Origin of the sequence: Streptomyces sp. NPDC090119 (assembly GCF_044747085.1) — a bacterium.
Taxonomy (GTDB): domain Bacteria; phylum Actinomycetota; class Actinomycetes; order Streptomycetales; family Streptomycetaceae; genus Streptomyces.
The window spans coordinates 692,389-712,635 of record NZ_JBIVDK010000004.1; the positions used below are offsets into that span (position 1 = coordinate 692,389).

Below are 20,247 nucleotides of genomic sequence, written 5' to 3' on the forward strand. Positions count from 1 at the left end.
GTATCGGCACGGGCGTCCGGACACGCCGAGAGGGGCGGCCGGGGGTCCGTACGACCCCGGCCGCCCCTCGTCGGACGCCGGTGCGGAAGGCTCAGCGGGCGGGTGTGAGCCAGACCGTGGAGAGCGGCGGCAGTGTCAGGCGCAGCCGGCCGTCCTCGGGGCGGAGCTTGCCCGCGTCACCGACCTGGACGCCGCTGCCGCCGAACCGGACCGCGTCGGTGTTCAGCGCCTCCTGCCAGGCGGGCACCTGCTCGGGCGCCCAGAGCCGGTAGTCCTCCCGGACCACGGGCGAGAAGTTCGACACCGCCAGCAGGGGAGTGCCGTCCTCGGCGTACCGGACGAACGCGAAGACGTTGTCGTCGGCCGCGTCGCACATCGACCACTGGAAGCCGCCCGGATCGGTGTCCCGCTCCCACAGCGCAGGGGCGTCCCGGTACACCGTGTTCAGCTCCCGTACCAGGTCCCGCATGCCCCGGTGGTCGGCCGCCGAGTGGTAGTCGTCGGCCAGCAGCCACCACTCGGGCCCTTGCTTCTCCGACCACTCCGCGCCCTGCGCGAACTCCTGCCCCATGAAGAGCAGTTGCTTGCCGGGGTGGGCCCACATGAAACCCAGGTACGCCCGGTGGTTCGCGCGCCGCTGCCACCAGTCGCCGGGCATCTTCGACACCAGCGCCTGCTTGCCGTGCACCACCTCGTCGTGCGAGATGGGCAGCACGTAGTTCTCGCTGTACGCGTACACCATCGAGAACGTCATGTCGTGGTGGTGGTACTTGCGGTGCACCGGCTCCTTCTGCACGTACTCCAGCGAGTCGTGCATCCAGCCCATGTTCCACTTCAGCCCGAACCCGAGACCGCCGCTGTCGGTCGGCCGGGTCACGCCCTCCCACGCCGTCGACTCCTCGGCGATGGTCACCACACCGGGGCAGCGCCGGTACACGGTCGCGTTCATCTCCTGGAGGAACGCGACCGCGTCCAGGTCCTCGCGCCCGCCGAAGACGTTCGGCGCCCACTGGCCGTCCTCGCGCGAGTAGTCGAGGTAGAGCATCGAGGCGACGGCGTCCACGCGGAGCCCGTCGATGTGGAACTCCTCGCACCAGTACACCGCGTTGGCCACCAGGAAGTTGCGCACCTCGGTCCGGCCGAAGTCGAACTCGTACGTCCCCCAGTCCGGGTGCTCGGCCCGCCGGGAGTCTCCGGGCTCGTACAGCGGGTCGCCGTCGAACCTGGCCAGCGCCCAGTCGTCCTTGGGGAAGTGGGCCGGGACCCAGTCCATGATCACGCCGATGCCCGCCCGGTGCAGCGCGTCCACCAGGAACTTGAAGTCGTCCGGCGAACCGAGCCGCGGGGTGGGCGCGTAGTACGAGGTGACCTGGTAGCCCCAGGAGCCGCTGAAGGGGTGCCCGGCGACCGGCATCAGCTCCACGTGCGTGAAGCCCAGGTCCCGTACGTAGGCGGGCAGTTCCTCGGCCAGCTCGCGGTAGGTCAGCCCCGGCCGCCAGGACGGCAGATGCACCTCGTACACCGACATCGGCGCCCGGTGCACGGGCGTGTCGCCCCGGTGCGTCATCCACTGACCGTCGTTCCACGCGTACGCGGAGGAGGTGACGACGGAGGCGGTGTCCGGCGGGACCTCGGTGAGCCGGGCCATCGGGTCCGCCTTCAGGAACCGGTGGCCGTACCGCGAGGTGATCTCGAACTTGTACCGGGCGCCCTCGCCGATTCCCGGCAGGAACACCTCCCACACCCCGGCCGCGCCTAGCGAGCGCATCGGGTACTGCGTGCCGTCCCAGAACGTGAAGTCCCCGGCCAGCCGCACCCCCTGGGCGTTCGGCGCCCACACGGTGAACCGGGTACCCCCGACCCCCTCGTGGGTCATCGGCTCGGCGCCCAGCGCCTTCCACAGCTCCTCGTGCCGGCCCTCGCGGATCAGATGCAGGTCCAGCTCACCGAGCGCGGGCGCGAAACGGTACGGGTCGTGCACCGTCCGCTCGCCATCCCCGTACGCCACCACCAGCTCGTACGCGGGGATCTCCCGGTACGGCAGTACGGCCGAGAACAGGCCGTCGCCCTCCGAGACCAGCGGCGAGCGCTCTCCGTCGACGAGGACGCTCACGCCGAGCGCGTTCGGGCGCAGCGCCCGGAACAGCACACCGCCCGGTACCGGGTGCGCGCCCAGCAGGGCGTGCGGATCGTGATGCGCGCCGCCGAGCAGACGGTCGCGCTCCTCGCCCACCAGGGCGACGGACGAGGTGCGGACGGGGCCCGAGGTCTCGGGCAGCGAAATGTCGCGCAGTGCCATGGTTCAGCCTCTCCACTCGGCGAGCCGCTCGATGGCCGCCATCGGGACCGGAAGCCAGTCCGGCCGGTGTCTCGCCTCGTACAGGACCTCGTACACCGCCCTGTCCGTCTCGTGCGCGCGCAGCAGCGCGTGCTCCTTGCGTGGGTCCCAGCCCGCTCGGGCCGCGTAGCCCGCGCAGAACGCCTCCCGGCAGCGGCTGGCCCACTCGGGCCGCCAGGGGCGGCGCTGCCGGGCCGCGTAGTCGAAGGAGCGCAGCATCCCGGCGATGTCACGCACCGGGGACTGCGCGGTCCGCCGCTCGGCGAGCGGACGGGAGGGCTCGCCCTCGAAGTCGATGACGAACCAGTCGGGCCCGGCGCGCAGCACCTGACCCAGGTGCAGATCGCCGTGGACCCGCTGGGCGGCCGGACCGGAGTCGTGGGCGGCCAGCGCCCCGAACGCGGCCCTGAGGCCCGGCACATAGGGCCGCAGCCCCGGCACCGCGCGCGCCGCCGCGTCGACCCGCGCGCACATCGCCTCGGCCGTGACGTCGTTCTCGTCCCCACCGGCCGCCGGGAACGCCCCGGCCAGCGCGAGGTGCACCTCGGCCATGGCACCGCCCAGCTCGCTGGCCTCGGCGGTGAAGTCCTCGCCCCGGGCCAGTGCCCCGAGCGCCAGCTCCCAGCCGTCGACCGCGTCCGGCAGGAACGGCTGGAGCACGCCCAGCGTGGCCGGGCGCGGCGCGGTGGTGCAGAACCACGCGACCGGCGCGGGCACCCGCGCACAGCCCTGCGCGGCCAGTGCCTGCGGCACCTCCAGATCCGGGTTGACGCCCGGCTGGATACGGCGGAACACCTTCAGGATGTAGGAATCCCCGTACACGATCGAGGAGTTGGACTGCTCACTGGTCAGCAGCCGGGGTGCCAGTCTGCCGGGCACATCGGCGTTCCGGTCCGCCTCGAAACGCAGCGGGCCCGCCGTGCCGGGCTGCCGCAGCCGCTCCAGCAGCAGCTGCGCGCAGCGCGGGTCGTGCAGCGCGTCGTACACGTCGAGCCCGGCCAGCGGGCCGTGCTCGGCGCGCCCGATGAGCGCCCGCGCCAGGCTCGGCGCGGGCCGCTCGCGCAGGCCCAGGAGCAGCTGGTAGCAGTCGCCGGGCGGGGGAGTGCCGCCGGGCGTGGGCACCGGCGCGTGCGAGGCGTTCACCAGCAGGTGCAGGCAGCCCGGGAACAGTTCGGTGGCGGACAGCACCGACAGGTCGGTGGCGGGCCGGTCCTTGCCCGCGAACCAGCGCTGCCGGGGCAGCCAGTCGCGCAGCAGGCCGCCCAGCGAGGCCAGGAGCCCTTCGGCACCGGTCGCCGCCGGGGGGCTGAGGGTGATGGTCTTCGGCATGGTGACGCGTCCTTTCCTCGGCGCCGGGCGCTCAGCGGCGGCGGCCGATGCGGGATGCGGGTCGGGTGAGCCGGAACCAGTAGAAACCGTGGCCCGCGAGGGTCAGCAGATACGGCAGCTCGCCGATGGCCGGGAACTTCACCCCGCCGATCAGCTCCACCGGGTGCCGCCCGTCGAACTCCCGCAGATCCAGCTCGGTGGGCTGCGCGAACCGGGAGAAATTGTGCACGCACAGCACCAGGTCGTCGCCGTATTCGCGCAGGAAGGCCAGCACCGCCGGGTTGGACGAGGAGAGTTCCGTGAACGAACCCAGTCCGAAGGCGGGGTTCTGCTTGCGGATCTCGATCATGCGGCGGGTCCAGTGCAGGAGGCTGGACGGGGAGGACATGGAGGCTTCGACGTTGGTGACCTGGAAGCCGTGGACCGGGTCCATGATCGTGGGCAGGAAGAGGCGTCCGGGGTCGCAGGAGGAGAAGCCCGCGTTGCGGTCCGGGGTCCACTGCATGGGGGTGCGGACGGCGTCGCGGTCGCCGAGCCAGATGTTGTCGCCCATGCCGATCTCGTCGCCGTAGTAGAGGATCGGCGAGCCGGGCAGGGAGAGCAGGAGGGCGGTGAACAGTTCGATCTGGTTGCGGTCGTTGTCGAGCAGGGGGGCGAGGCGCCTGCGGATGCCGATGTTGGCGCGCATACGCGGGTCTTTCGCGTACTCGGCCCACATGTAGTCGCGTTCCTCGTCGGTGACCATTTCGAGGGTCAGCTCGTCGTGGTTGCGCAGGAAGATGCCCCACTGGCAGTTCGTGGGAATGGCCGGGGTCTTGGCGAGGATTTCCGAGACCGGGTAGCGGGACTCCCGTCGTACGGCCATGAAGATGCGGGGCATGACGGGGAAGTGGAACGCCATGTGGCATTCGTCGCCGCCGGTGGAGTAGTCGCCGAAGTAGTCGACGACGTCCTCCGGCCACTGGTTGGCCTCCGCCAGCAGCACGGTGTCCGGGTACTGGGCGTCGATCTCGCTCCGGACGCGCTTGAGGAAGGCGTGCGAGGCGGGCAGGTTCTCGCAGTTGGTGCCCTCGGCCGCGTACAGGTACGGCACCGCGTCGAGCCGGAAGCCGTCGATGCCGAGGTCCAGCCAGAACCGCAGGGCGGCCAGGATCTCCTCCTGCACGGCCGGGTTCTCGTAGTTCAGGTCCGGCTGGTGCGAGAAGAAGCGGTGGAAGAAGTACTGTCCGCGCACCGGGTCGAAGGTCCAGTTGGAGACCTCGGTGTCGACGAAGATGATCCGCGCGTCCTGGTACTGCTTGTCGTCGTCGGCCCACATGTAGTAGTCGCCGTAGGGGCCCTCGGGGTTGGCGCGGGACTCCTGGAACCACGGGTGCTGATCACTCGTGTGGTTCATGACGAAGTCGATGATGACCCGCATGCCCCGCTGATGGGCCGCGTCCACGAACTCCACGAAGTCGGCCAGGTCCCCGAACTCGGGAAGGACGGAGGTGTAGTCCGAGACGTCGTAACCACCGTCGCGCAGAGGGGACTTGAAGAAGGGCGGGAGCCACAGGCAGTCCACGCCGAGCCACTGCAGATAGTCGAGCTTGGCGGTCAGACCCTGCAGATCGCCGACACCGTCGCCGTCGCTGTCGTGGAAGGAACGGACCAGCACTTCATAGAAGACGGCACGCTTGAACCACTCGGGGTCCCGGTCCTTGGCCGGTGTGTCCTCGAACGTGTCCGGCACGGGTTCGTTGACGGTCATGACGCTGCGGGCCCTCCGATCGGTGACGTCGCCGACTCGGCACGCAGGACGTGCGCGGGGGTGCGGCCGGGGCTGAGGCACACGTAGTTGTCGCGGCCCCAGTGATATGTCTCGCCCGTCAGTTCGTCGTGCACGGACAGGGCGTCGTTCCAGTCCAGGCCGAGTCGCGGCAGGTCCAACGAGACGGTGGCCTCCTGGGTGTGGTGCGGGTCGAGATTGACGACCACGATGACCGTGTCGTCGCCGGTGGTCTTGCTGAACGCGAGCACCGAGTCGTTGTCGGTGGGGTGGAAGCTGAGATTGCGCAGGTGGTGCAGTGCGGGGTGCCTGCGGCGGATCTCGTTGAGGCTGGTGATGAGGGGGGCGATGGTGCGTCCCTCACGGGCGGCGGCTTCCCAGTCCCGGCGTTCGAGCTGGTACTTCTCGGAGTTCAGGTACTCCTCGCTGCCCGGCTTGAGCGGCCGGTTCTCGCAGAGTTCGTAGCCGCTGTAGACGCCCCAGGCGGGGGAGAGGGTGGCCGCGAGCACCGCCCGGACCTCGAAGGCCGCACGGCCGCCCTGCTGAAGGTAGCCGGGCAGGATGTCGGGGGTGTTGGCGAAGAAGTTGGGCCGCATGTACGCGGCCGCGTCCCCCGAGAGCTCGGTCAGGTACTCGGTCAGTTCCTGCTTGCTGTTGCGCCAGGTGAAGTACGTGTACGACTGCTGGAAGCCGACCTGGGCGAGGGTGTGCATCATCGCGGGACGGGTGAACGCCTCCGCCAGGAAGATGACGTCCGGATCGGCGCCGTTGATCTCCCCGATCACCCGCTCCCAGAACACCACGGGCTTGGTGTGCGGGTTGTCGACCCGGAAGATCCGCACCCCGTGCTCCATCCAGTGCCGCAGCACCCGCACGGTCTCGGTGACCAGGCCGTCCATGTCCGCGTCGAACGCGATCGGGTAGATGTCCTGGTACTTCTTCGGCGGGTTCTCCGCATACGCGATCGTGCCGTCCGCGCGGTGGTGGAACCACTGCGGGTGCTTCTCCACCCACGGGTGGTCCGGAGAGCACTGCAGGGCGAAGTCGAGCGCTACCTCCATCCCCAACTCGCTTGCCCGGCCGACGAAGTGGTCGAAGTCCTCAAGCGTGCCGAGGTCGGGGTGGATGGCGTCGTGACCGCCCTCCGGCGAACCGATCGCCCAGGGGACACCGACATCGTCAGGGGTCGCCGTCAGGGTGTTGTTGCGGCCCTTGCGGTGGGCCGTGCCGATCGGGTGGATCGGGGGGAGGTAGACCACGTCGAAGCCCATCTCCGCGATGGCCTCCAACCGCTTCGCCGCCGTGCGGAACGTACCGTGCGGCTGCTCGACCGTGCCCTCGGAGCGGGGGAAGAACTCGTACCAGGAGCCGTACAGCGCGCGCTCGCGCTCCACCAGCAGCGGCATCGGGTCAGAGGCGGTCACCAGGTCCCGCAGGGGGTACCGGGCGAGGACCGCCTCCACCTCGGGGCCCAGCGCGTCCCGCAGACGGTGGTTCACCGAGAGGGTGTCGTCGCCGAGGGCGTGCGCGGCGGCCAGGACGAGGTCGCGCTCGGGGCCCTTGGGCGCTCCGGCGGCCGCGCGCTCGTAGAGTTCCGCGCCCTCCTCCAGCACCAGCCCGGTGTCGATCCCGGCCGGGATCTTGATGGCCGCCTGGTGCCGCCAGGTGGCGACCGGATCGGACCACGCCTCCACGCGGTAGGTCCAGCGTCCGGTGGCGTCCGGGGTGATGTCCGCGCCCCACACGTCGCTGCCGGGGGACAGCTCGCGCATCGGGGTCCACGGGCCGCGCCGGCCCTTGGGACCGCGCAGGACCACATTGGCGCCCACCGCGTCATGTCCCTCACGGAACACGGTCGCGGTCACCTGGAACGTCTCCCCGGCCACCGCCTTCGCCGGGCGCCTGCCGCACTCCACGGCCGGCCGGACATCACGTACCGGTACGCGGCCGATGGCCGGGGTCCTGCGCATGGATCTCACCTCCGCCGTGCGCGAAGCCGGGCACACGGGGCCCGGCTTCGCGGTCCTGGATACGGGGCCGGCAGGTGCCGTCCCGTAGGGGAACGCCATGTACGGTGCCAGGTCAGGGGCTTGGCGCCGTGGATCGCCGCTCCGGTGACTGCGCGCGTCGCGCCGTCCGGCCGGGCTGCGGCCGCCCGTCCTGCTCGCTCAGATAACCGGCCGGGGTGGAGCGCAGATACCGCTCGGCGGCGTCCGCCGCCTCCCTGGCGCAGCGTTTTCCCATCAACACGCACAACGTGTAGCCCGAATCCTCGAAGGTGCTCCGGACCGTGCGGTCGTGGGGCGAGGCGAGCATCACGCGCTCCCAGGCCCGGTAACGCCGCAACTGCCGGGCCACTTCGGCCTTGGCGGGTAGCAGCATGGTCCCCTTCACCTTCCACGGCTCGACCCTCGCGTTCCCGACGGTCGGGTGATGACCGCGCATGGGAGGGCACGGCACCGTTACGGCGATCGAGGCTTTCACTCATGGTGCACGTGTAAACACACTCCGTCCTGTTGGACCTTCAACGACCCCGCCGTTCGTGACGCTCGTGTTGCACGAATGGCGTAGCAGCCGCAGTGTGGATGGTGACTCAGAAGCGACTGGTGTTCACGCTGAGTGTTCGGCGATCCCGTCGGACGGCCGTGGAGCAGGAGCTTCGCCGGTGAGGAGCAAGCGACAATGGAGACCGCAGTGCCCCGCTACTACCACCTCGACGTGGAAGTCGGCCCGGAACGGGTGGGACAGGTCAGCCGCATCCTGGCCGCCCACCTCAGTCACTGGGACCTCGACAATCTCGTGGAGCCCGTCCGCCGCGGCACCGAGCTTCTGCTGCGCGCCATCGACCAGCACGCACCGGACTCCACCACATCCATCGAGATGTGGTGGAACGGCCAGCACCTCATCACCGCCATCGGCGGCGGCGACCACGATCTGGGCCCGGACGAGGGCCTGCGTGCCTGCCTCGCCGACATCGCCGCCATGAGCGACGGATGGGGCTGCTGCGCCACCGAGACCGGAGCCAGGATCATCTGGTTCTCGCAGCGTGCCCGGGCCGGCCAGCGGGTCCCGCTGGTCCCGACCGCTCCCTCGCCGCACATCCGCCGGATGCTGCGCGTGCCCCGCGCGGCCCCGGTGCCCGTACGGGTGGCCGAGGCCCCCGCCGGTGTCCTGGCGGGCGCCCGGTGACGGCCAGGAAGTCCCGGAAGGGGGTGCCCGTGTGGAGCGGGCACCCCTATCCGTTGGGCGCCTCCTACGACGGTCAGGGCACCAACTTCGCGCTGTTCAGCGAGGTCGCCGAACGCGTGGAAGTGGTCCTCGTCGACGACGCGGGCGCCGAGACGCCCGTACCCCTCCACGAGGTCGACGGCTCCGTCTGGCACGGATACCTGCCGGACGTCGGGCCCGGGCAGCGCTACGGCTACCGGGTGCACGGCCCCTGGCAGCCCTCCCTCGGCCACCGCTGCAACCCGGCCAAGCTGCTGCTCGACCCCTACGCGCGGGCCGTCGACGGCCAGACGGACAACGACCCCTCGCTCTACGAACGCGACCCGCACGGCCCGGCGCCCGCCGACAGCGCCGGGCACTCGATGCTGGGCGTCGTCACCGACCCCTACTTCGACTGGGGCGACGACCGCCCGCCGGGCCGCCCGTACTCCGAGTCCGTCATCTACGAGACCCATGTGCGCGGCCTGACCGCCACCCACCCGGACGTGCCGGAGCGGCTGCGCGGCACCTACGCCGGGCTGGCGCATCCCGCGGTGACCGAGCATCTGACCTCGCTCGGTGTCACCGCGGTCGAGCTGATGCCGGTCCACCAGTTCGCGCAGGACGGTGTGCTGCGCGACCGGGGGCTGTCCAACTACTGGGGCTACAACACCATCGGCTTCTTCGCCCCGCACAACGCCTACGCCGCCCTCGGCTCGCGCGGCCAGCAGGTCAACGAGTTCAAGGCCATGGTGAAGGCGCTGCACGCGGCCGGCCTCGAGGTCATCCTCGACGTGGTCTACAACCACACCGCCGAGGGCAACGAGATGGGCCCCACCCTCTCCTTCCGGGGCATCGACAACGCCTCGTACTACCGCCTGGTCGACGGCGACTGGGCGCACTACTACGACACCACCGGCACCGGCAACAGCCTGCTGATGCGGCACCCCTACGTGCTGCAGCTCATCATGGACTCGCTGCGGTACTGGGTCACCGAGATGCACGTCGACGGCTTCCGCTTCGACCTCGCGGCGACCCTGGCCCGGCAGTTCCACGAGGTGGACCGGCTGTCGGCGTTCTTCGACCTGATCCAGCAGGACCCGGTGATCAGCCGCGTCAAGCTCATCGCCGAGCCGTGGGACCTGGGCGAGGGCGGCTACCAGGTAGGCAACTTCCCCCAGCTGTGGTCGGAGTGGAACGGCAAGTACCGGGACGCCGTACGGGACTTCTGGCGGGCCGAACCCGGCTCGCTCGGTGAGTTCGCGTCCCGGCTCACCGGCTCCTCCGACCTGTACCAGGCCAGCAGGCGCAGACCCCGGGCCAGCGTCAACTTCGTCACCGCGCACGACGGTTTCACGCTGCGCGACCTCGTGTCGTACAACGACAAGCACAACGAGGCCAACGGCGAGGGCAACCGGGACGGGGAGAGCGACAACCGGTCCTGGAACTGCGGTGTCGAGGGCGACACCGACGTCCCGGCCGTGCTCGAACTGCGGGCCCGCCAGCAGCGCAACCTGCTGGCCACCCTGCTGCTCAGCCAGGGCATCCCGATGCTCGGCCACGGCGACGAACTCGGCCGCAGCCAGGGCGGCAACAACAACGCCTACTGCCAGGACAACGAGGTCTCCTGGATCGACTGGGACCTCACGGACGAGCAGCGCGCCCTGGCCGACTTCACCCGGCGCCTGATCGGCCTGCGCGCCGACCACCCCGTGCTGCGGCGGCGCCGCTTCTTCCGGGGCGAGACCGAGACCCGGCGCAAGCAGCCGCTGCCCGACCTGATCTGGCTGCGGCCCGACGCGCGCGAGATGGCCGACCAGGACTGGCGGCGCGGTGACGCGCACTCGGTGGGCGTCTTCCTCAACGGCGACGCCATCGCCGAGCGCGACGCCTACGGCCGCCGGGTCGTCGACGACTCCTTCCTGCTGCTCCTGAACGGCTTCTGGGAGCCCGTCGACTTCCGTCTGCCCGCCGCGTCCTACGGCGAGCGCTGGACGACCCTGATCGACACCGCCGACCCCGAGGGCGTCCCGGACGAGCGCGAGCGCAAGGCGGGCACCCGGCTCCGGGTCGAGTCGCGGAGCCTGATCCTGCTGTCCCGGCCGTCCCGCGACGGCTGAGCTGCGGAACACGAGAGGGCGCCCACCGGAATCCCGGTGGGCGCCCTCTGCTCGTGTCAGCGCGGGTCGCGCACGGTCACCGTGAACTGGGCCCCGTCCTGGTCCCGCAGGACCGCCTCGCGGTCGGTCTCGCTCAGCACGCTGCCGCCGTGCTTCTCGGCGCTGCGGGCGCAGCGCGCCACGTCGTCGACCGAGAAATGGATCTGCCAGTGCGGCCGCACCGACGGGTCGGGCGCCGCCTCCACCGCGCCGGAGTCGATCCGCGCCACCACCGTGCCCTGGCTGCGCAGCACCACCTCGCCGCCCTCGTACTGGACCTCGCAGCAGCCCGGTTTCCCGGTGGCCCAGTCCAGCACCTCCCCGTAGAAGATCGCGGCGTCGAAGGCGTTGCGGGTGTGCAGGCGGATGAAGGCGGGGGCGGTGCGCTGCCAGGACTCCCAGTCGGAGAACAGCTCGCCCTGCCAGACGCCGAAGGTCGCCCCGTCCCGGTCGGCGAGCAGCGCACCCCGGCCCGGCGGGAAGGACAACGGCCCCACGGCCGCCGTACCGCCCCGCTCCCGCACCCGCGCCACCGCGATGTCGGCGTCGGGGACGGCGAAGTACGGCGTCCAGGCCACCGCCGTCTGCCACATGCCCGCCACCGCGGCGATCCCCGCGATCGGCACCCCGTCGGCCAGCGCGATCCGGAAGTGGTCGCCCAGCCTGGCGTCGCGCCAGCGCCAGCCCAGCACGGCGCTGTAGAACTCCTCGGTGGCGTCGAGGTCGCGGCTGGTCAGGCTCACCCAGCAGGGGGCGCCGAAGACGGAGTGCGTCGAGACGGCTTTCCTCTTCTTCCTCGATCCACCGCTGACGGATGTGTCGTGATTCATGACGGTCGCGTCCTGCTCTCGGGGCCCGGCGGCCACCGGTCTCGACCAGTGTCCGGCCGGAACGGGGTCGGCTGCCTGTCGACTACCCCCGAGGGGGGCCCTGATGTGCGGGGACATCGCGCCGCCACCCAGCGCGTCCGCGCCGTCACGAAGGCGGGCGGTACTCGCCCGAAAGAGTGAACATGGAAGGAGCGAACACGCGGCGGGACGGCGGCGGCTCAGCCGGTCTCGGTGCGCAGTTCCTCGCGCAGCCGGTCGAAGCAGCCGCTCAGCAGCCGGGAGACGTGCATCTGCGATATGCCGAGCTGTTCCGCGATCCCGCTCTGCGTCATACCGCGGAAGAACCGCAGGTAGAGGATGGTGCGCTCGCGCTCGGGCAGCGCCGCGAGGCAGGGCTTCACGGCAGCCCGGTCCACCACGAGATCGAAGCCGGGGTCCGGCTCGCCCAGCGAGTCACCCAGCGCGTACCCGTCGGTGCCCGCCACGTCGGCGTCCAGGGACAGCGCGGAGAAGCACTCCAGGGCCTCCATGCCGGTACGCACCTCGGCCTCGGTGAGCCGGGTGTGCGCCGCCAGCTCGGCGACGGTGGGCGGACGGCCCGGAATGGTCTGCGCCAGCTCCTTGCCCGCGCCGCGGACCCGGTTGCGCAGGTCCTGCACCCGGCGCGGTACGTGCAGGGTCCACATGTGGTCCCGGAAGTGGCGTTTGATCTCGCCGGTGATCGTCGGCACCGCGTACGCCTCGAAGGCCCGGCCGCGCTCGGGGTCGTAGTGGTCCACGGCCTTCACCAGGCCCAGGGCCGCCACCTGGTACAGATCCTCCAGGGACTCGCCGCGGCCGCGGAACCGGACGGCGATGCGCTCGGCCATGGGCAGCCACAGCCGCACCAGCTCGTCCCGCAGCGCCGTGCGCTCGGGGCCCTCGGGCAGCCCGGCGAGGCGCTCGAAGGCATGGGCCGTGTCGGGGGCGTCGTCGTGAGGGTGGGTTTTCGTGCTGCCAGTTACAGACATCGCGTGCACTTCTCTCGCGGGCTGGGGCGACAGGCACATTCGGCACTGCAGTCCCTCATCCCCAGTGTGCGGCAAAAACAAACAAACATGCCAATAAGGGACGAAACCCGTGTCGGTCTTGACCCGGTTTTGGGCTCGGTGGCTCCATGGACGCGGGCCGTGAGAGGCGGTCGCCCGGAGTGATGTGCGGCACGCGCGCGAGCGGCGCCCGCGCACCCGCCCGGACGGTTTCTCCTGGGCACGGCTTGATCACCGAGCGAAGCGGGCGAACCGCCTGGCCATGTGGCATTCCGCTCATTTGACAGTGTGCAGAGCGCACGGATAGACAGCAGCTCGCGGATGGTCGAGAGGGGCACTGTGTACGAGCCGAACGTGGTCGGCGACTGGCAGGAGTACGGCGAACACGCCGGTCTGCGGGTCCGCGTCCACCGTCTGGAGACGGCCGAACCGCCCCGGGGGCGCGACGACGCCGCGGCCGGGCTGACGTACTTCAGCGTCCGGGTGACGATCGAGAACCGCGGCACCCGCCTGGCCAGTGTCCAGCTGGAGGACGGCCAGATCGACATCCGGGTCGGCCCGGACGGCGAGGGCGCCTTCATCGACTGGCGCAATTCCCAGTTCATCGAGGGCTTCGACGTGCATCCGCTGCGCCGCGCCACCGCCGTCGTGCACGCGGCCGCCGCCGAGGCCGCGCTCACCCATGTCGACGTCCAGGTCCATCTGCGGGTCGACGAGGAGTGGACCGACCGCAGGCTGTGGGCCGGTGGCATCGGCCTCACCGAGACGGCGCAGGTGGCCACCGCGGCGGCCACCGGGCCGGACAGCCTGGCTCACCAGCTGGCCGCGTTCCTGGAGGAGCGGACCGAGCCCGGCGCCGCCTGACGGGCGCCGCCGGGACCGGCCCCCGGGGTCAGGCGTTCGGGTCGAAGGGGATGCCGGACGGCTTCGCCGACGCCAGGTGCGAGGCGAAACTGGCGTCCTTCAGACCGAAGTTGGCGCTGCCGAAGTCATAGCCGCTCAACTTGTCGCGCAGCCCGGGCGGGTAGCCGTCCCAGCCGACCAGCGCCGGGTACTGCCAGGTGTGCTTGTGGTTCTCCGGCGGCTCGTCATTGCCGTTGGCCAGCCGGAAGCAGTGCGTGCCGATGCCGTCCTTGTGGTAGACGACCTTGGCGTGCGTGCCCTCGAAGCGGACCTCGGAGACCGGGTGCACGGTGAAGGAGCCGTGGTTGGACGTCGACACATAGCGCGTCTGCCCGTCCTGCACCCACACCACCACGTGCTCCCAGTCGTTGCGGTGCCCGCCCAGGCTGCTGCCGGGCAACGCCTGGTCCTTCTCGAAGTACAGCCCGTACAGATAGCCGCACCAGCCGTTGTTGCACTTGGCGCGCGAGTAGCCGTTGGTGTTGTCCAGGTCCGAGGCGTCACGGCAGTTGCCGTTGAGCGCGCCGGTCGGGTTCAGGCCGGGGTTGACCGTGCCGTCGGGGCCGATCGCGGGCGTCGAGTAGCAGCCGTCCGTGTCGTAGTCGAACGCGGGCTGGTACTTCAGCTCCTCGGCCGTGGCGTTGACCGGGAGGGCGAGCGGGGGAGCGGCGAAGGCCGCGGCCGGGAAGGCGATCACGAGCGTGGCGGCACCGGTGAGGGTGGCGAGCCATCTGCCGCGCCGTCGGCGGGACGTGGACGAACCCACTGCAGTCTCCAACTGGGTTGAGGGACAGGGCAGTTCAGCATCCCGGCCGGATGGCTCGCTGCCAAGCCGTCCCACCTGTCCCACAGATGAAATCCTGTCAGCCGAGCCCTCACGGCTCCTCGGGAAGGTCCGCCGCCGACTCCTCCGGGGTCAGGTCCGGGCGCAGCCGCAGCCAGCTCGGCTGGCGCAGCAGCCCCGCCCGCGTCCGGGTGCTGAAACCGACCTCGCCGACCAGCCGGGGCAGCACCCAGCGCGCCCCCGGAATCCGGGGCACCGGGTCGAACGGGCACCGCTCGCTCGCGGCCGCCGCCAGCAGCGCGGCCAGCTCCGCGCGCTCGCCCTCGCTCCAGCCCGTGCCCACCCGGCCCGCGTACACCAGCCGCCCTCCGGCGCGCCGGCCGACCAGCACCGCGCCCGGCAGCCCGGACAGGCGGCCCTTGCCGGGCAGCCAGCCGCCGACGATGACATCCGCGCTCCGGGTGTTCCGGATCTTGATCCAGTTCCGGGAGCGGGTGCCCGGCTCGTACACCGAGTCCAGCCGCTTGCACACCACCCCCTCGAGACCGTGCTCCCGCGTGACCCGCAGCGCCTCGGCGCCGTGCCCGACCACCGCGCCCGGCACCGACCAGCGCGGACCGTCCAGACCGAGCCCCGCCAGCAGCTCCCGCCGCCGCGCGTACGGGGTCGCCAGCTGAGGTCCGGCGAGGTACGGCACGTCGAACAGCACCAGGTGGACCGGCGCCCGGGCGGCCCGGTGTGCCGCGAGCGCCGGGGTGTGCGCGAGGCCCATCCGGTTCTGCAGCGCCTGGAAGTCGGCCCGGCCCGCCGCGTCCAGCGCCAGCACCTCGCCGTCCAGGATCGCGGGCGTGTCACCCAAGGCACGGGCCAGCGGGCCGAGTTCGGGGTAGGCGGCCGTGATGTCCTCCCCGGAGCGGGCGCGTAGCAGCAGAGTGCCGTCACCGGGCAGGTACACCATCACCCGCTGCCCGTCCTGCTTGGTCTCGTACGCCCAGCGCGCGTCCTGGGCGGGCGGCGGCAGGACGCCGGGGGTGGCGAGCATGGGGCGGACGAACGGCAGCGGGGTGACGGTCACGGCAGAACATGTCGACCGCGCCGCACACGGTCACGCGCGCCACGCCACCGGTTCCCCTGAACGGTGCCGGGACTCGGTCGTACCCGAGCCGCCGACCAGCCCCTACCGTCAAGTAATATCCGGCGGCAGGCCATCGAAGGAGACACCGTGCCCCCACGCTCGCCCCTGCTGCTCGCCGGTCTGCTGGCCTCGGCCGGGATCGCCCACTTCGCCGCCCCGAAGGTGTTCGACGGGCTCGTCCCCCGCACCCTGCCCGGCTCGCCCCGCACCTGGACCTACGCCAGCGGTGTCGCGGAACTCGCCCTCGCCGCCGGGGTCGCCGCGCCCGCCACCCGCCCGCTGGCCGCGAAGGCCGCCGCCGCCTTCTTCGTCGGGGTCTTCCCCGCCAATGTGAAGATGGCCGTCGACTGGCGGCACCGCCCCGCCCCGCAGCGCACCGCCGCCCTCGCCCGGCTGCCCCTCCAGGTACCGCTGGTGCTGTGGGCCCGCGGCGTCGCCCGTAACCCGAAGGGACAGTCATGAGCCTCCAAGTCGGCGACAAGGTCGAGGACTTCACGCTGCCGGACGAGACCGGCACCGAACGCCGGCTGACGGAGCTGCTGGCCGACGGCCCGGTGGTGCTGTTCTTCTACCCGGCCGCCCTCACCTCCGGCTGCACCGCCGAGGCATGCCACTTCCGCGACCTGGCGGGCGAGTTCGCCGCCGCCGGGGCCCGGCCCGTGGGCATCAGCGGTGACACCGTCGAGAAGCAGCAGGAGTTCGCCGGGCGGCACACCCTCGGCATGCCCCTGCTCTCCGACACCGACGGCACGATCCGTGAACGCTTCGGCGTCAAGCGCGGCTTCAGCCTCGCGCCCACCAAGCGGGTCACCTTCGTCATCGGGCAGGACCGCACCGTGCTGGAGGTCGTCCGCAGCGAACTGCGGATGAACACCCATGCCGACCGGGCGTTGGAGGCGCTGCGGGCGGCGAAGAGCTGAGTGCTGCCTTTGCATGGCAGATGTCGGCGGTCGGCGCTCGCCAACCGCGCCGACCGGCTGGCACGATCACGATGAGGCACGTACGACGACCCTCGGGAGCGCGAACATGACCACGGACAGCACCTCGGCGGAGCCGGTCGCGGGCGTGACGGTGAGACCGGTCGCCGGGCACATCGGCGCCGAGATCACCGGCGTCGACCTCGCCGCACCGCTAGACGACTCCCTGGTGGCGCTGATCAGGGAGACGATGCTGCGCTGGAAGGTGGTGTTCTTCCGCGGTCAGCGGCTCGACCACGCCGGGCATGTCGCCTTCGCCCGCCGCTTCGGCGAGCCGGTCGTGCTGCGCAAGCGGGGGAGCGCCTCGCCGGAGGGGTTCCCGGAGGTGGAGACCACCGCCGACCGGCTGGAGCTGGGCGGCCGGTTCGGCATGGAGCACGAGGAGTGGCTGCGCCGCCGACGGCACACCCTGCTGCGCGGCTGGCACTGCGACCACGGTGCCCGGATCGACCCGCCCGCCGCGACCATCCTGCGCGCCGAGACCGTACCCCCGTACGGCGGCGACACCACCTGGGCCAACCTGGCCGCCGCCTACGCCGGGCTCTCCGCGCCGGTGCGGGCGTTCGTCGACGGGCTGCGCGCCGAGCACCGGCTCGGGGTCGGCTACCAGTCCCGGCCCGGCGACGACGCGTACCTGCGGCATCTGCTGGACCACCAGGTGGCCTCCGAGCATCCCCTGGTGCGGGTGCATCCGGAGACGGGGGAGCGGGTGCTGTTCGTCAACGGCTACTACCTGGAGCAGATCTCCGGGGTCTCCCGCCCGGAGAGCGCGGCCCTGCTGGAGATGCTGCTGGAGCAGGTGGTGCGGCCGGAGTACACCGTCCGCTTCCGCTGGGAGCCCGGCAGTGTCGCCTTCTGGGACAACCGGGCCACCGTGCATCTCGCCCCGAACGACACCGCCCACGTCGACCACCCCCGGATCATGCACCGGGTGATGCTCCACGGCGATGTGCCCGTGGGCGTGGACGGCATCGCCTCCAAGCCGCTGGTGGGCACGGAGCCCGGACGCTGGTGAGCCCCGCCGGGTCACGCCGGTTCAGCCCGGCGTGACCAGCCTGGCCTCGTACGCGAACACCGCCGCCTGCGTGCGGTCCCTCAGCCCCAGCTTCACCAGGATGCGGCTGACATGGGTCTTCACGGTGGAGTCGGCCACCACCAGCCGCTCGGCGATCTCCGCGTTCGACAGGCCCTGCGCGATCAGCACCAGCACCTCCGTCTCCCGCTCGGTCAGCTCGCCGTAGGCCGCGTGCGCGGCGGGCATCAGGCGGGGGGCCTCGGCCAGCCGGGAGAACTCGTGGATCAGCCGCTTGGTGACCGTCGGCGCGAGCAGTGCCTCTCCCGAGGCCACCACCCGCACCCCGTCGGCGAGTTGGCGTGCGGAGGCATCCTTCAGGAGGAAGCCGGAAGCGCCCGCCCGCAGCGCCTGGTACACGTACTCGTCCAGGTCGAAGGTGGTCAGCACCAGCACCTTCGCCGCCGCGTCCGCCGCGATGATCTCCCGCGTCGCCTCGATGCCGTTCATCTCCGGCATCCGGATGTCCATCAGCACGACGTCCGGGGCCAGTTCACGCACCCGCCCGACCGCCTCCCGGCCGTCGACCGCCTCACCGACCACCTCGATGTCCGGCATCGCGTTCAGCAGGACCGAGAAGCCCTCGCGGACCATCATCTGGTCGTCGGCGATCACCACGCGGATCGTCATGCCGCACCCTCGTTCGGGGCGGCCGGGACCGGCAGGAACACCGTCACCTCGTAGCCGCCCTCGGCCGTCGGGCCCGCGGTCATCTCGCCGTTCAGCATGGTGACCCGTTCCCGCATGCCCGTGATGCCGTGCCCGGCGCCGGGGGAGGGCTTGATGAGGCTCGGCGCGGGCGGTGCCCCGTTGACCACGCGCAGGCCCAGTCCGCCGAGTACGTACCCGATCTCGACCTTGGCGTCGGCCCCGGGCGCGTGCCGCAGCGTGTTGCTCAGCGCCTCCTGCACGATCCGGTACGCCGACAGCTCCACGCCCTGCGGGAGTTCGCGCACCGCGCCCGTCACCAGCTTGGTCACGTCGAGGCCCGCGTCCCGCACGTTGGCGAGCAGGCCGTCCAGCTCCGCGAGGGTGGGCTGCGGGGCGTCCGGCGCCGCGTAGTCCTGGGCGCGGACCACACCCAGGACCCGGCGCAGCTCGGTCAGGGCGGCGACCGCGTTCTCCCGGATGGTGGCGAACGCCTGCTCCAGTTCCGGCGGCGGGTTCTCCACCCGGTACGGCGCGGCCTCCGCCTGGATGGCGACCACCGACATGTGGTGGGCGACCACGTCGTGCAGCTCGCGGGCGATGGTGGTGCGCTCCTCCAGCAGGGTGCGCCGGGAACGCTCGTGCGCGGTGACCGTCTGGTGGACGCTCACCTCCCGCCGGGCCTGTCGCAGGGTCTGCCGGACCGAGACGGTCAGCAGGGCCACGCCGGCGCAGAACAGCAGCGGCCCCAGGTCGGAGCCGTAGCCGAAGTCGCTCCGGCCGAACAGGCCGTCGGCGAGGACCCCGTAGGCCGCGGTCACCAGCCACATCCAGGCGGCCGTGCGGGGGCGGGTGCGCACCGCGACGACCGTCAGGACGGCCAGGTGCCCGACGAAGCCGCCCGGCGGGAACGGGGACTCGCCGGAGACACCGCCGACCAGGACGAGGGCGACCGTGTTCGCGGCCAGGGAGACCCAGAACGCCCCCGCCGGACGGACCAGGGTCAGCAGCACCGGCGCCCCGGCCAGCAGCCCGCACACCAGGCCGAACAGGCCGCCGGTGTACGTGGTCACCAGGGCGACGAACACCGACAGCCCCGCGAGCGCGACGACCACCGCGTGCGGCGCCCAGGCCCCGTACTCCCTCATCCGCTCGGAACCGCGGCGGGTGAAGCGGCCGCCCGGTTCCGTGGGCGGCAGCGGGCGGTAGGCGAAGGCGTCGTGGAACAGGTCCCGCCGCAGCCCGCGCAGGGCGTCCGCGGCGAACCGGACCTCGGGGCTGCGCGGCCGCGCGGTGCCGCCCGGCGGTATCGGCTGGGTGTGCGTCGTTTCGGTCACGGAAGAGACGGTAGGCGGAGGGCGGGGGTGCGGTCGTCCCCTCACAGGGGGGTTCTCGGGGGTCCGTCTCAGGGAGGACGTCCGGCGCGTCAGTCGTTCGAGCTGCGCGGGCGCCCGTACTGCTCCTCGGTGACGGCCTCGCGCCAGACGGTCTCGGGGGTGCCGTTCCCGGCGCCCTCCCACAGCGCGAGGTGCTCCATGAAGGTGTCCGGCGCGGCACCGTGCCAGTGCTCCTCGCCCGGCGGGCAGGTGATCGTCTCGCCCGGCCGGGCCGCGAGGACCACACCGTCGCGGGTGCCGACCAGCGCGGTGCCGGAGACGACGCGCAGGGTCTGGCCGAGGACGTGGGAGTGCCAGTGGGTACGTGCGCCGGGCGCGAACCGCACCAGGTTGGCCCGCATACGGGAGGGCTCCTCGCCCGCGCAGATCACGTCGAACCACACGTCCCCGGTGAACCACTCGGCGGGACCCTTGGCGGTGGGGACGGGCTGCGTGAACTCCATGGTCATCCACTTCCGGAGATGTGCGGTTCCAGGGACGCCCGAGGCGCCCGGCGCCCGGCAGGCGTCCAGTTCCGAGGGTCACACGGACCGGCGGCGCGTGCGGAACTCCGGCGGCCGAACGGGTTCGAGGAAAACCGCCGATCCGGAATGCGGACGCCATGGGAATTTCTTTGTCCAGCTGTCAAAAAGGTTTTACACAGCGAGGTTTGAGATCCCTTTTCCTCTCCCG

General features: G+C 71.6%; 18 protein-coding genes. 6 read left to right on the forward strand and 12 right to left on the reverse strand.

Annotated elements, in window-relative coordinates; translation table 11 throughout:
* Positions 1 to 91 precede the first annotated feature (91 nt).
* From glgB to ACIPPM_RS20885, 5 genes are all read right to left on the reverse strand, one after another.
* Positions 92 to 2,299, reverse strand: a complete 2,208-nt coding sequence (gene glgB, locus ACIPPM_RS20865) for a 1,4-alpha-glucan branching enzyme (RefSeq protein WP_401449846.1) — start codon at positions 2,297 to 2,299, stop codon at positions 92 to 94.
* 3 nt (positions 2,300 to 2,302) lie between these two features.
* Positions 2,303 to 3,667: a maltokinase gene (locus ACIPPM_RS20870; protein ID WP_401449848.1), complete on the reverse strand. Its 1,365-nt coding sequence runs from the start codon at positions 3,665 to 3,667 to the stop codon at positions 2,303 to 2,305.
* 31 nt (positions 3,668 to 3,698) lie between these two features.
* Positions 3,699 to 5,417 carry a maltose alpha-D-glucosyltransferase gene (gene treS, locus ACIPPM_RS20875; RefSeq protein ID WP_393601920.1) on the reverse strand — a complete coding sequence of 573 codons (1,719 nt, stop codon included), beginning with the start codon at positions 5,415 to 5,417 and terminating at the stop codon, positions 3,699 to 3,701.
* Positions 5,414 to 7,405: an alpha-1,4-glucan--maltose-1-phosphate maltosyltransferase gene (locus ACIPPM_RS20880; RefSeq protein ID WP_401449851.1), complete on the reverse strand. Its 1,992-nt coding sequence runs from the start codon at positions 7,403 to 7,405 to the stop codon at positions 5,414 to 5,416. The genes treS and ACIPPM_RS20880 overlap by 4 nt, the downstream gene beginning before the upstream one ends.
* 112 nt (positions 7,406 to 7,517) lie before the next feature.
* Entirely contained in the window at positions 7,518 to 7,817 is a 300-nt protein-coding gene (locus ACIPPM_RS20885) for a DUF5133 domain-containing protein (protein WP_361659373.1), read from the reverse strand.
* Between the two features lie 300 nt (positions 7,818 to 8,117).
* Here ACIPPM_RS20885 and ACIPPM_RS20890 point away from each other — a divergent pair, with 300 nt between their 5' ends.
* Positions 8,118 to 8,624, forward strand: a complete 507-nt coding sequence (locus ACIPPM_RS20890; protein ID WP_401449854.1) for a pep a2 — start codon at positions 8,118 to 8,120, stop codon at positions 8,622 to 8,624.
* 23 nt (positions 8,625 to 8,647) lie between these two features.
* Positions 8,648 to 10,762 (forward strand): glycogen debranching protein GlgX, encoded by a 2,115-nt coding sequence (gene glgX, locus ACIPPM_RS20895; RefSeq protein ID WP_401449857.1) that lies wholly within the window; start codon positions 8,648 to 8,650, stop codon positions 10,760 to 10,762.
* A gap of 56 nt (positions 10,763 to 10,818) precedes the next feature.
* Here the strand turns inward: glgX and ACIPPM_RS20900 are convergent, their stop codons facing one another.
* Both ACIPPM_RS20900 and ACIPPM_RS20905 read right to left on the reverse strand, forming a co-directional pair.
* Complete coding sequence (locus tag ACIPPM_RS20900; protein ID WP_401449859.1) at positions 10,819 to 11,631, reverse strand: VOC family protein; 813 nt, start codon at positions 11,629 to 11,631, stop codon at positions 10,819 to 10,821.
* Between the two features lie 218 nt (positions 11,632 to 11,849).
* Complete coding sequence (locus tag ACIPPM_RS20905; RefSeq protein ID WP_401449862.1) at positions 11,850 to 12,641, reverse strand: RNA polymerase sigma factor SigF; 792 nt, start codon at positions 12,639 to 12,641, stop codon at positions 11,850 to 11,852.
* A gap of 357 nt (positions 12,642 to 12,998) precedes the next feature.
* On the opposite strand from ACIPPM_RS20905, the gene ACIPPM_RS20910 reads away from it, so the two are divergent.
* Positions 12,999 to 13,523 carry a hypothetical protein gene (locus tag ACIPPM_RS20910; protein ID WP_401449864.1) on the forward strand — a complete coding sequence of 175 codons (525 nt, stop codon included), beginning with the start codon at positions 12,999 to 13,001 and terminating at the stop codon, positions 13,521 to 13,523.
* Between the two features lie 28 nt (positions 13,524 to 13,551).
* Here the strand turns inward: ACIPPM_RS20910 and ACIPPM_RS20915 are convergent, their stop codons facing one another.
* On the reverse strand, positions 13,552 to 14,328 hold the full coding sequence (locus ACIPPM_RS20915) for an NPP1 family protein (protein ID WP_401449866.1): 777 nt from the start codon (positions 14,326 to 14,328) through the stop codon (positions 13,552 to 13,554).
* Positions 14,329 to 14,437: 109 nt separating this feature from the next.
* Positions 14,438 to 15,388: an ATP-dependent DNA ligase gene (locus ACIPPM_RS20920; protein WP_401450151.1), complete on the reverse strand. Its 951-nt coding sequence runs from the start codon at positions 15,386 to 15,388 to the stop codon at positions 14,438 to 14,440.
* Between the two features lie 180 nt (positions 15,389 to 15,568).
* Between ACIPPM_RS20920 and ACIPPM_RS20925 the strand changes: the two genes are divergently transcribed.
* From ACIPPM_RS20925 to ACIPPM_RS20935, 3 genes are all read left to right on the forward strand, one after another.
* Positions 15,569 to 15,943 (forward strand): hypothetical protein, encoded by a 375-nt coding sequence (locus tag ACIPPM_RS20925; RefSeq protein ID WP_401449868.1) that lies wholly within the window; start codon positions 15,569 to 15,571, stop codon positions 15,941 to 15,943.
* Positions 15,940 to 16,401: a peroxiredoxin gene (locus ACIPPM_RS20930; protein WP_401449871.1), complete on the forward strand. Its 462-nt coding sequence runs from the start codon at positions 15,940 to 15,942 to the stop codon at positions 16,399 to 16,401. Before ACIPPM_RS20925 ends, ACIPPM_RS20930 begins: the two co-directional genes overlap by 4 nt.
* Positions 16,402 to 16,507: 106 nt before the next feature.
* Positions 16,508 to 17,473, forward strand: a complete 966-nt coding sequence (locus tag ACIPPM_RS20935; RefSeq protein ID WP_401449873.1) for a TauD/TfdA dioxygenase family protein — start codon at positions 16,508 to 16,510, stop codon at positions 17,471 to 17,473.
* A 21-nt stretch (positions 17,474 to 17,494) separates the two neighbouring features.
* Here the strand turns inward: ACIPPM_RS20935 and ACIPPM_RS20940 are convergent, their stop codons facing one another.
* The 3 genes from ACIPPM_RS20940 to ACIPPM_RS20950 all read right to left on the reverse strand — a co-directional run bounded on the left by ACIPPM_RS20940 (position 17,495) and on the right by ACIPPM_RS20950 (position 20,018).
* Positions 17,495 to 18,160, reverse strand: a complete 666-nt coding sequence (locus ACIPPM_RS20940) for a response regulator (protein ID WP_401449876.1) — start codon at positions 18,158 to 18,160, stop codon at positions 17,495 to 17,497.
* Positions 18,157 to 19,515 carry a sensor histidine kinase gene (locus tag ACIPPM_RS20945; protein ID WP_401449879.1) on the reverse strand — a complete coding sequence of 453 codons (1,359 nt, stop codon included), beginning with the start codon at positions 19,513 to 19,515 and terminating at the stop codon, positions 18,157 to 18,159. The genes ACIPPM_RS20940 and ACIPPM_RS20945 overlap by 4 nt, the downstream gene beginning before the upstream one ends.
* A gap of 89 nt (positions 19,516 to 19,604) precedes the next feature.
* Positions 19,605 to 20,018 carry a cupin domain-containing protein gene (locus ACIPPM_RS20950; RefSeq protein ID WP_401449882.1) on the reverse strand — a complete coding sequence of 138 codons (414 nt, stop codon included), beginning with the start codon at positions 20,016 to 20,018 and terminating at the stop codon, positions 19,605 to 19,607.
* Positions 20,019 to 20,247 lie beyond the last annotated feature (229 nt).

Bases quoted from the DNA above. Each gene is read 5' to 3' on its own strand.
- glgB (WP_401449846.1), bottom strand. From the start codon at position 2,299: ATGGCACTGCGCGACATTTCGCTGCCCGAGACCTCGGGCCCCGTCCGC.
- ACIPPM_RS20870 (WP_401449848.1), bottom strand. From the start codon at position 3,667: ATGCCGAAGACCATCACCCTCAGCCCCCCGGCGGCGACCGGTGCCGAA.
- treS (WP_393601920.1), bottom strand. From the start codon at position 5,417: ATGACCGTCAACGAACCCGTGCCGGACACGTTCGAGGACACACCGGCC.
- ACIPPM_RS20880 (WP_401449851.1), bottom strand. From the start codon at position 7,405: ATGCGCAGGACCCCGGCCATCGGCCGCGTACCGGTACGTGATGTCCGG.
- ACIPPM_RS20885 (WP_361659373.1), bottom strand. From the start codon at position 7,817: ATGCTGCTACCCGCCAAGGCCGAAGTGGCCCGGCAGTTGCGGCGTTAC.
- ACIPPM_RS20890 (WP_401449854.1), top strand. From the start codon at position 8,118: ATGGAGACCGCAGTGCCCCGCTACTACCACCTCGACGTGGAAGTCGGC.
- ACIPPM_RS20900 (WP_401449859.1), bottom strand. From the start codon at position 11,631: ATGAATCACGACACATCCGTCAGCGGTGGATCGAGGAAGAAGAGGAAA.
- ACIPPM_RS20905 (WP_401449862.1), bottom strand. From the start codon at position 12,641: ATGTCTGTAACTGGCAGCACGAAAACCCACCCTCACGACGACGCCCCC.
- ACIPPM_RS20920 (WP_401450151.1), bottom strand. From the start codon at position 15,388: ATGCTCGCCACCCCCGGCGTCCTGCCGCCGCCCGCCCAGGACGCGCGC.
- ACIPPM_RS20930 (WP_401449871.1), top strand. From the start codon at position 15,940: ATGAGCCTCCAAGTCGGCGACAAGGTCGAGGACTTCACGCTGCCGGAC.
- ACIPPM_RS20935 (WP_401449873.1), top strand. From the start codon at position 16,508: ATGACCACGGACAGCACCTCGGCGGAGCCGGTCGCGGGCGTGACGGTG.
- ACIPPM_RS20940 (WP_401449876.1), bottom strand. From the start codon at position 18,160: ATGACGATCCGCGTGGTGATCGCCGACGACCAGATGATGGTCCGCGAG.
- ACIPPM_RS20950 (WP_401449882.1), bottom strand. From the start codon at position 20,018: ATGGAGTTCACGCAGCCCGTCCCCACCGCCAAGGGTCCCGCCGAGTGG.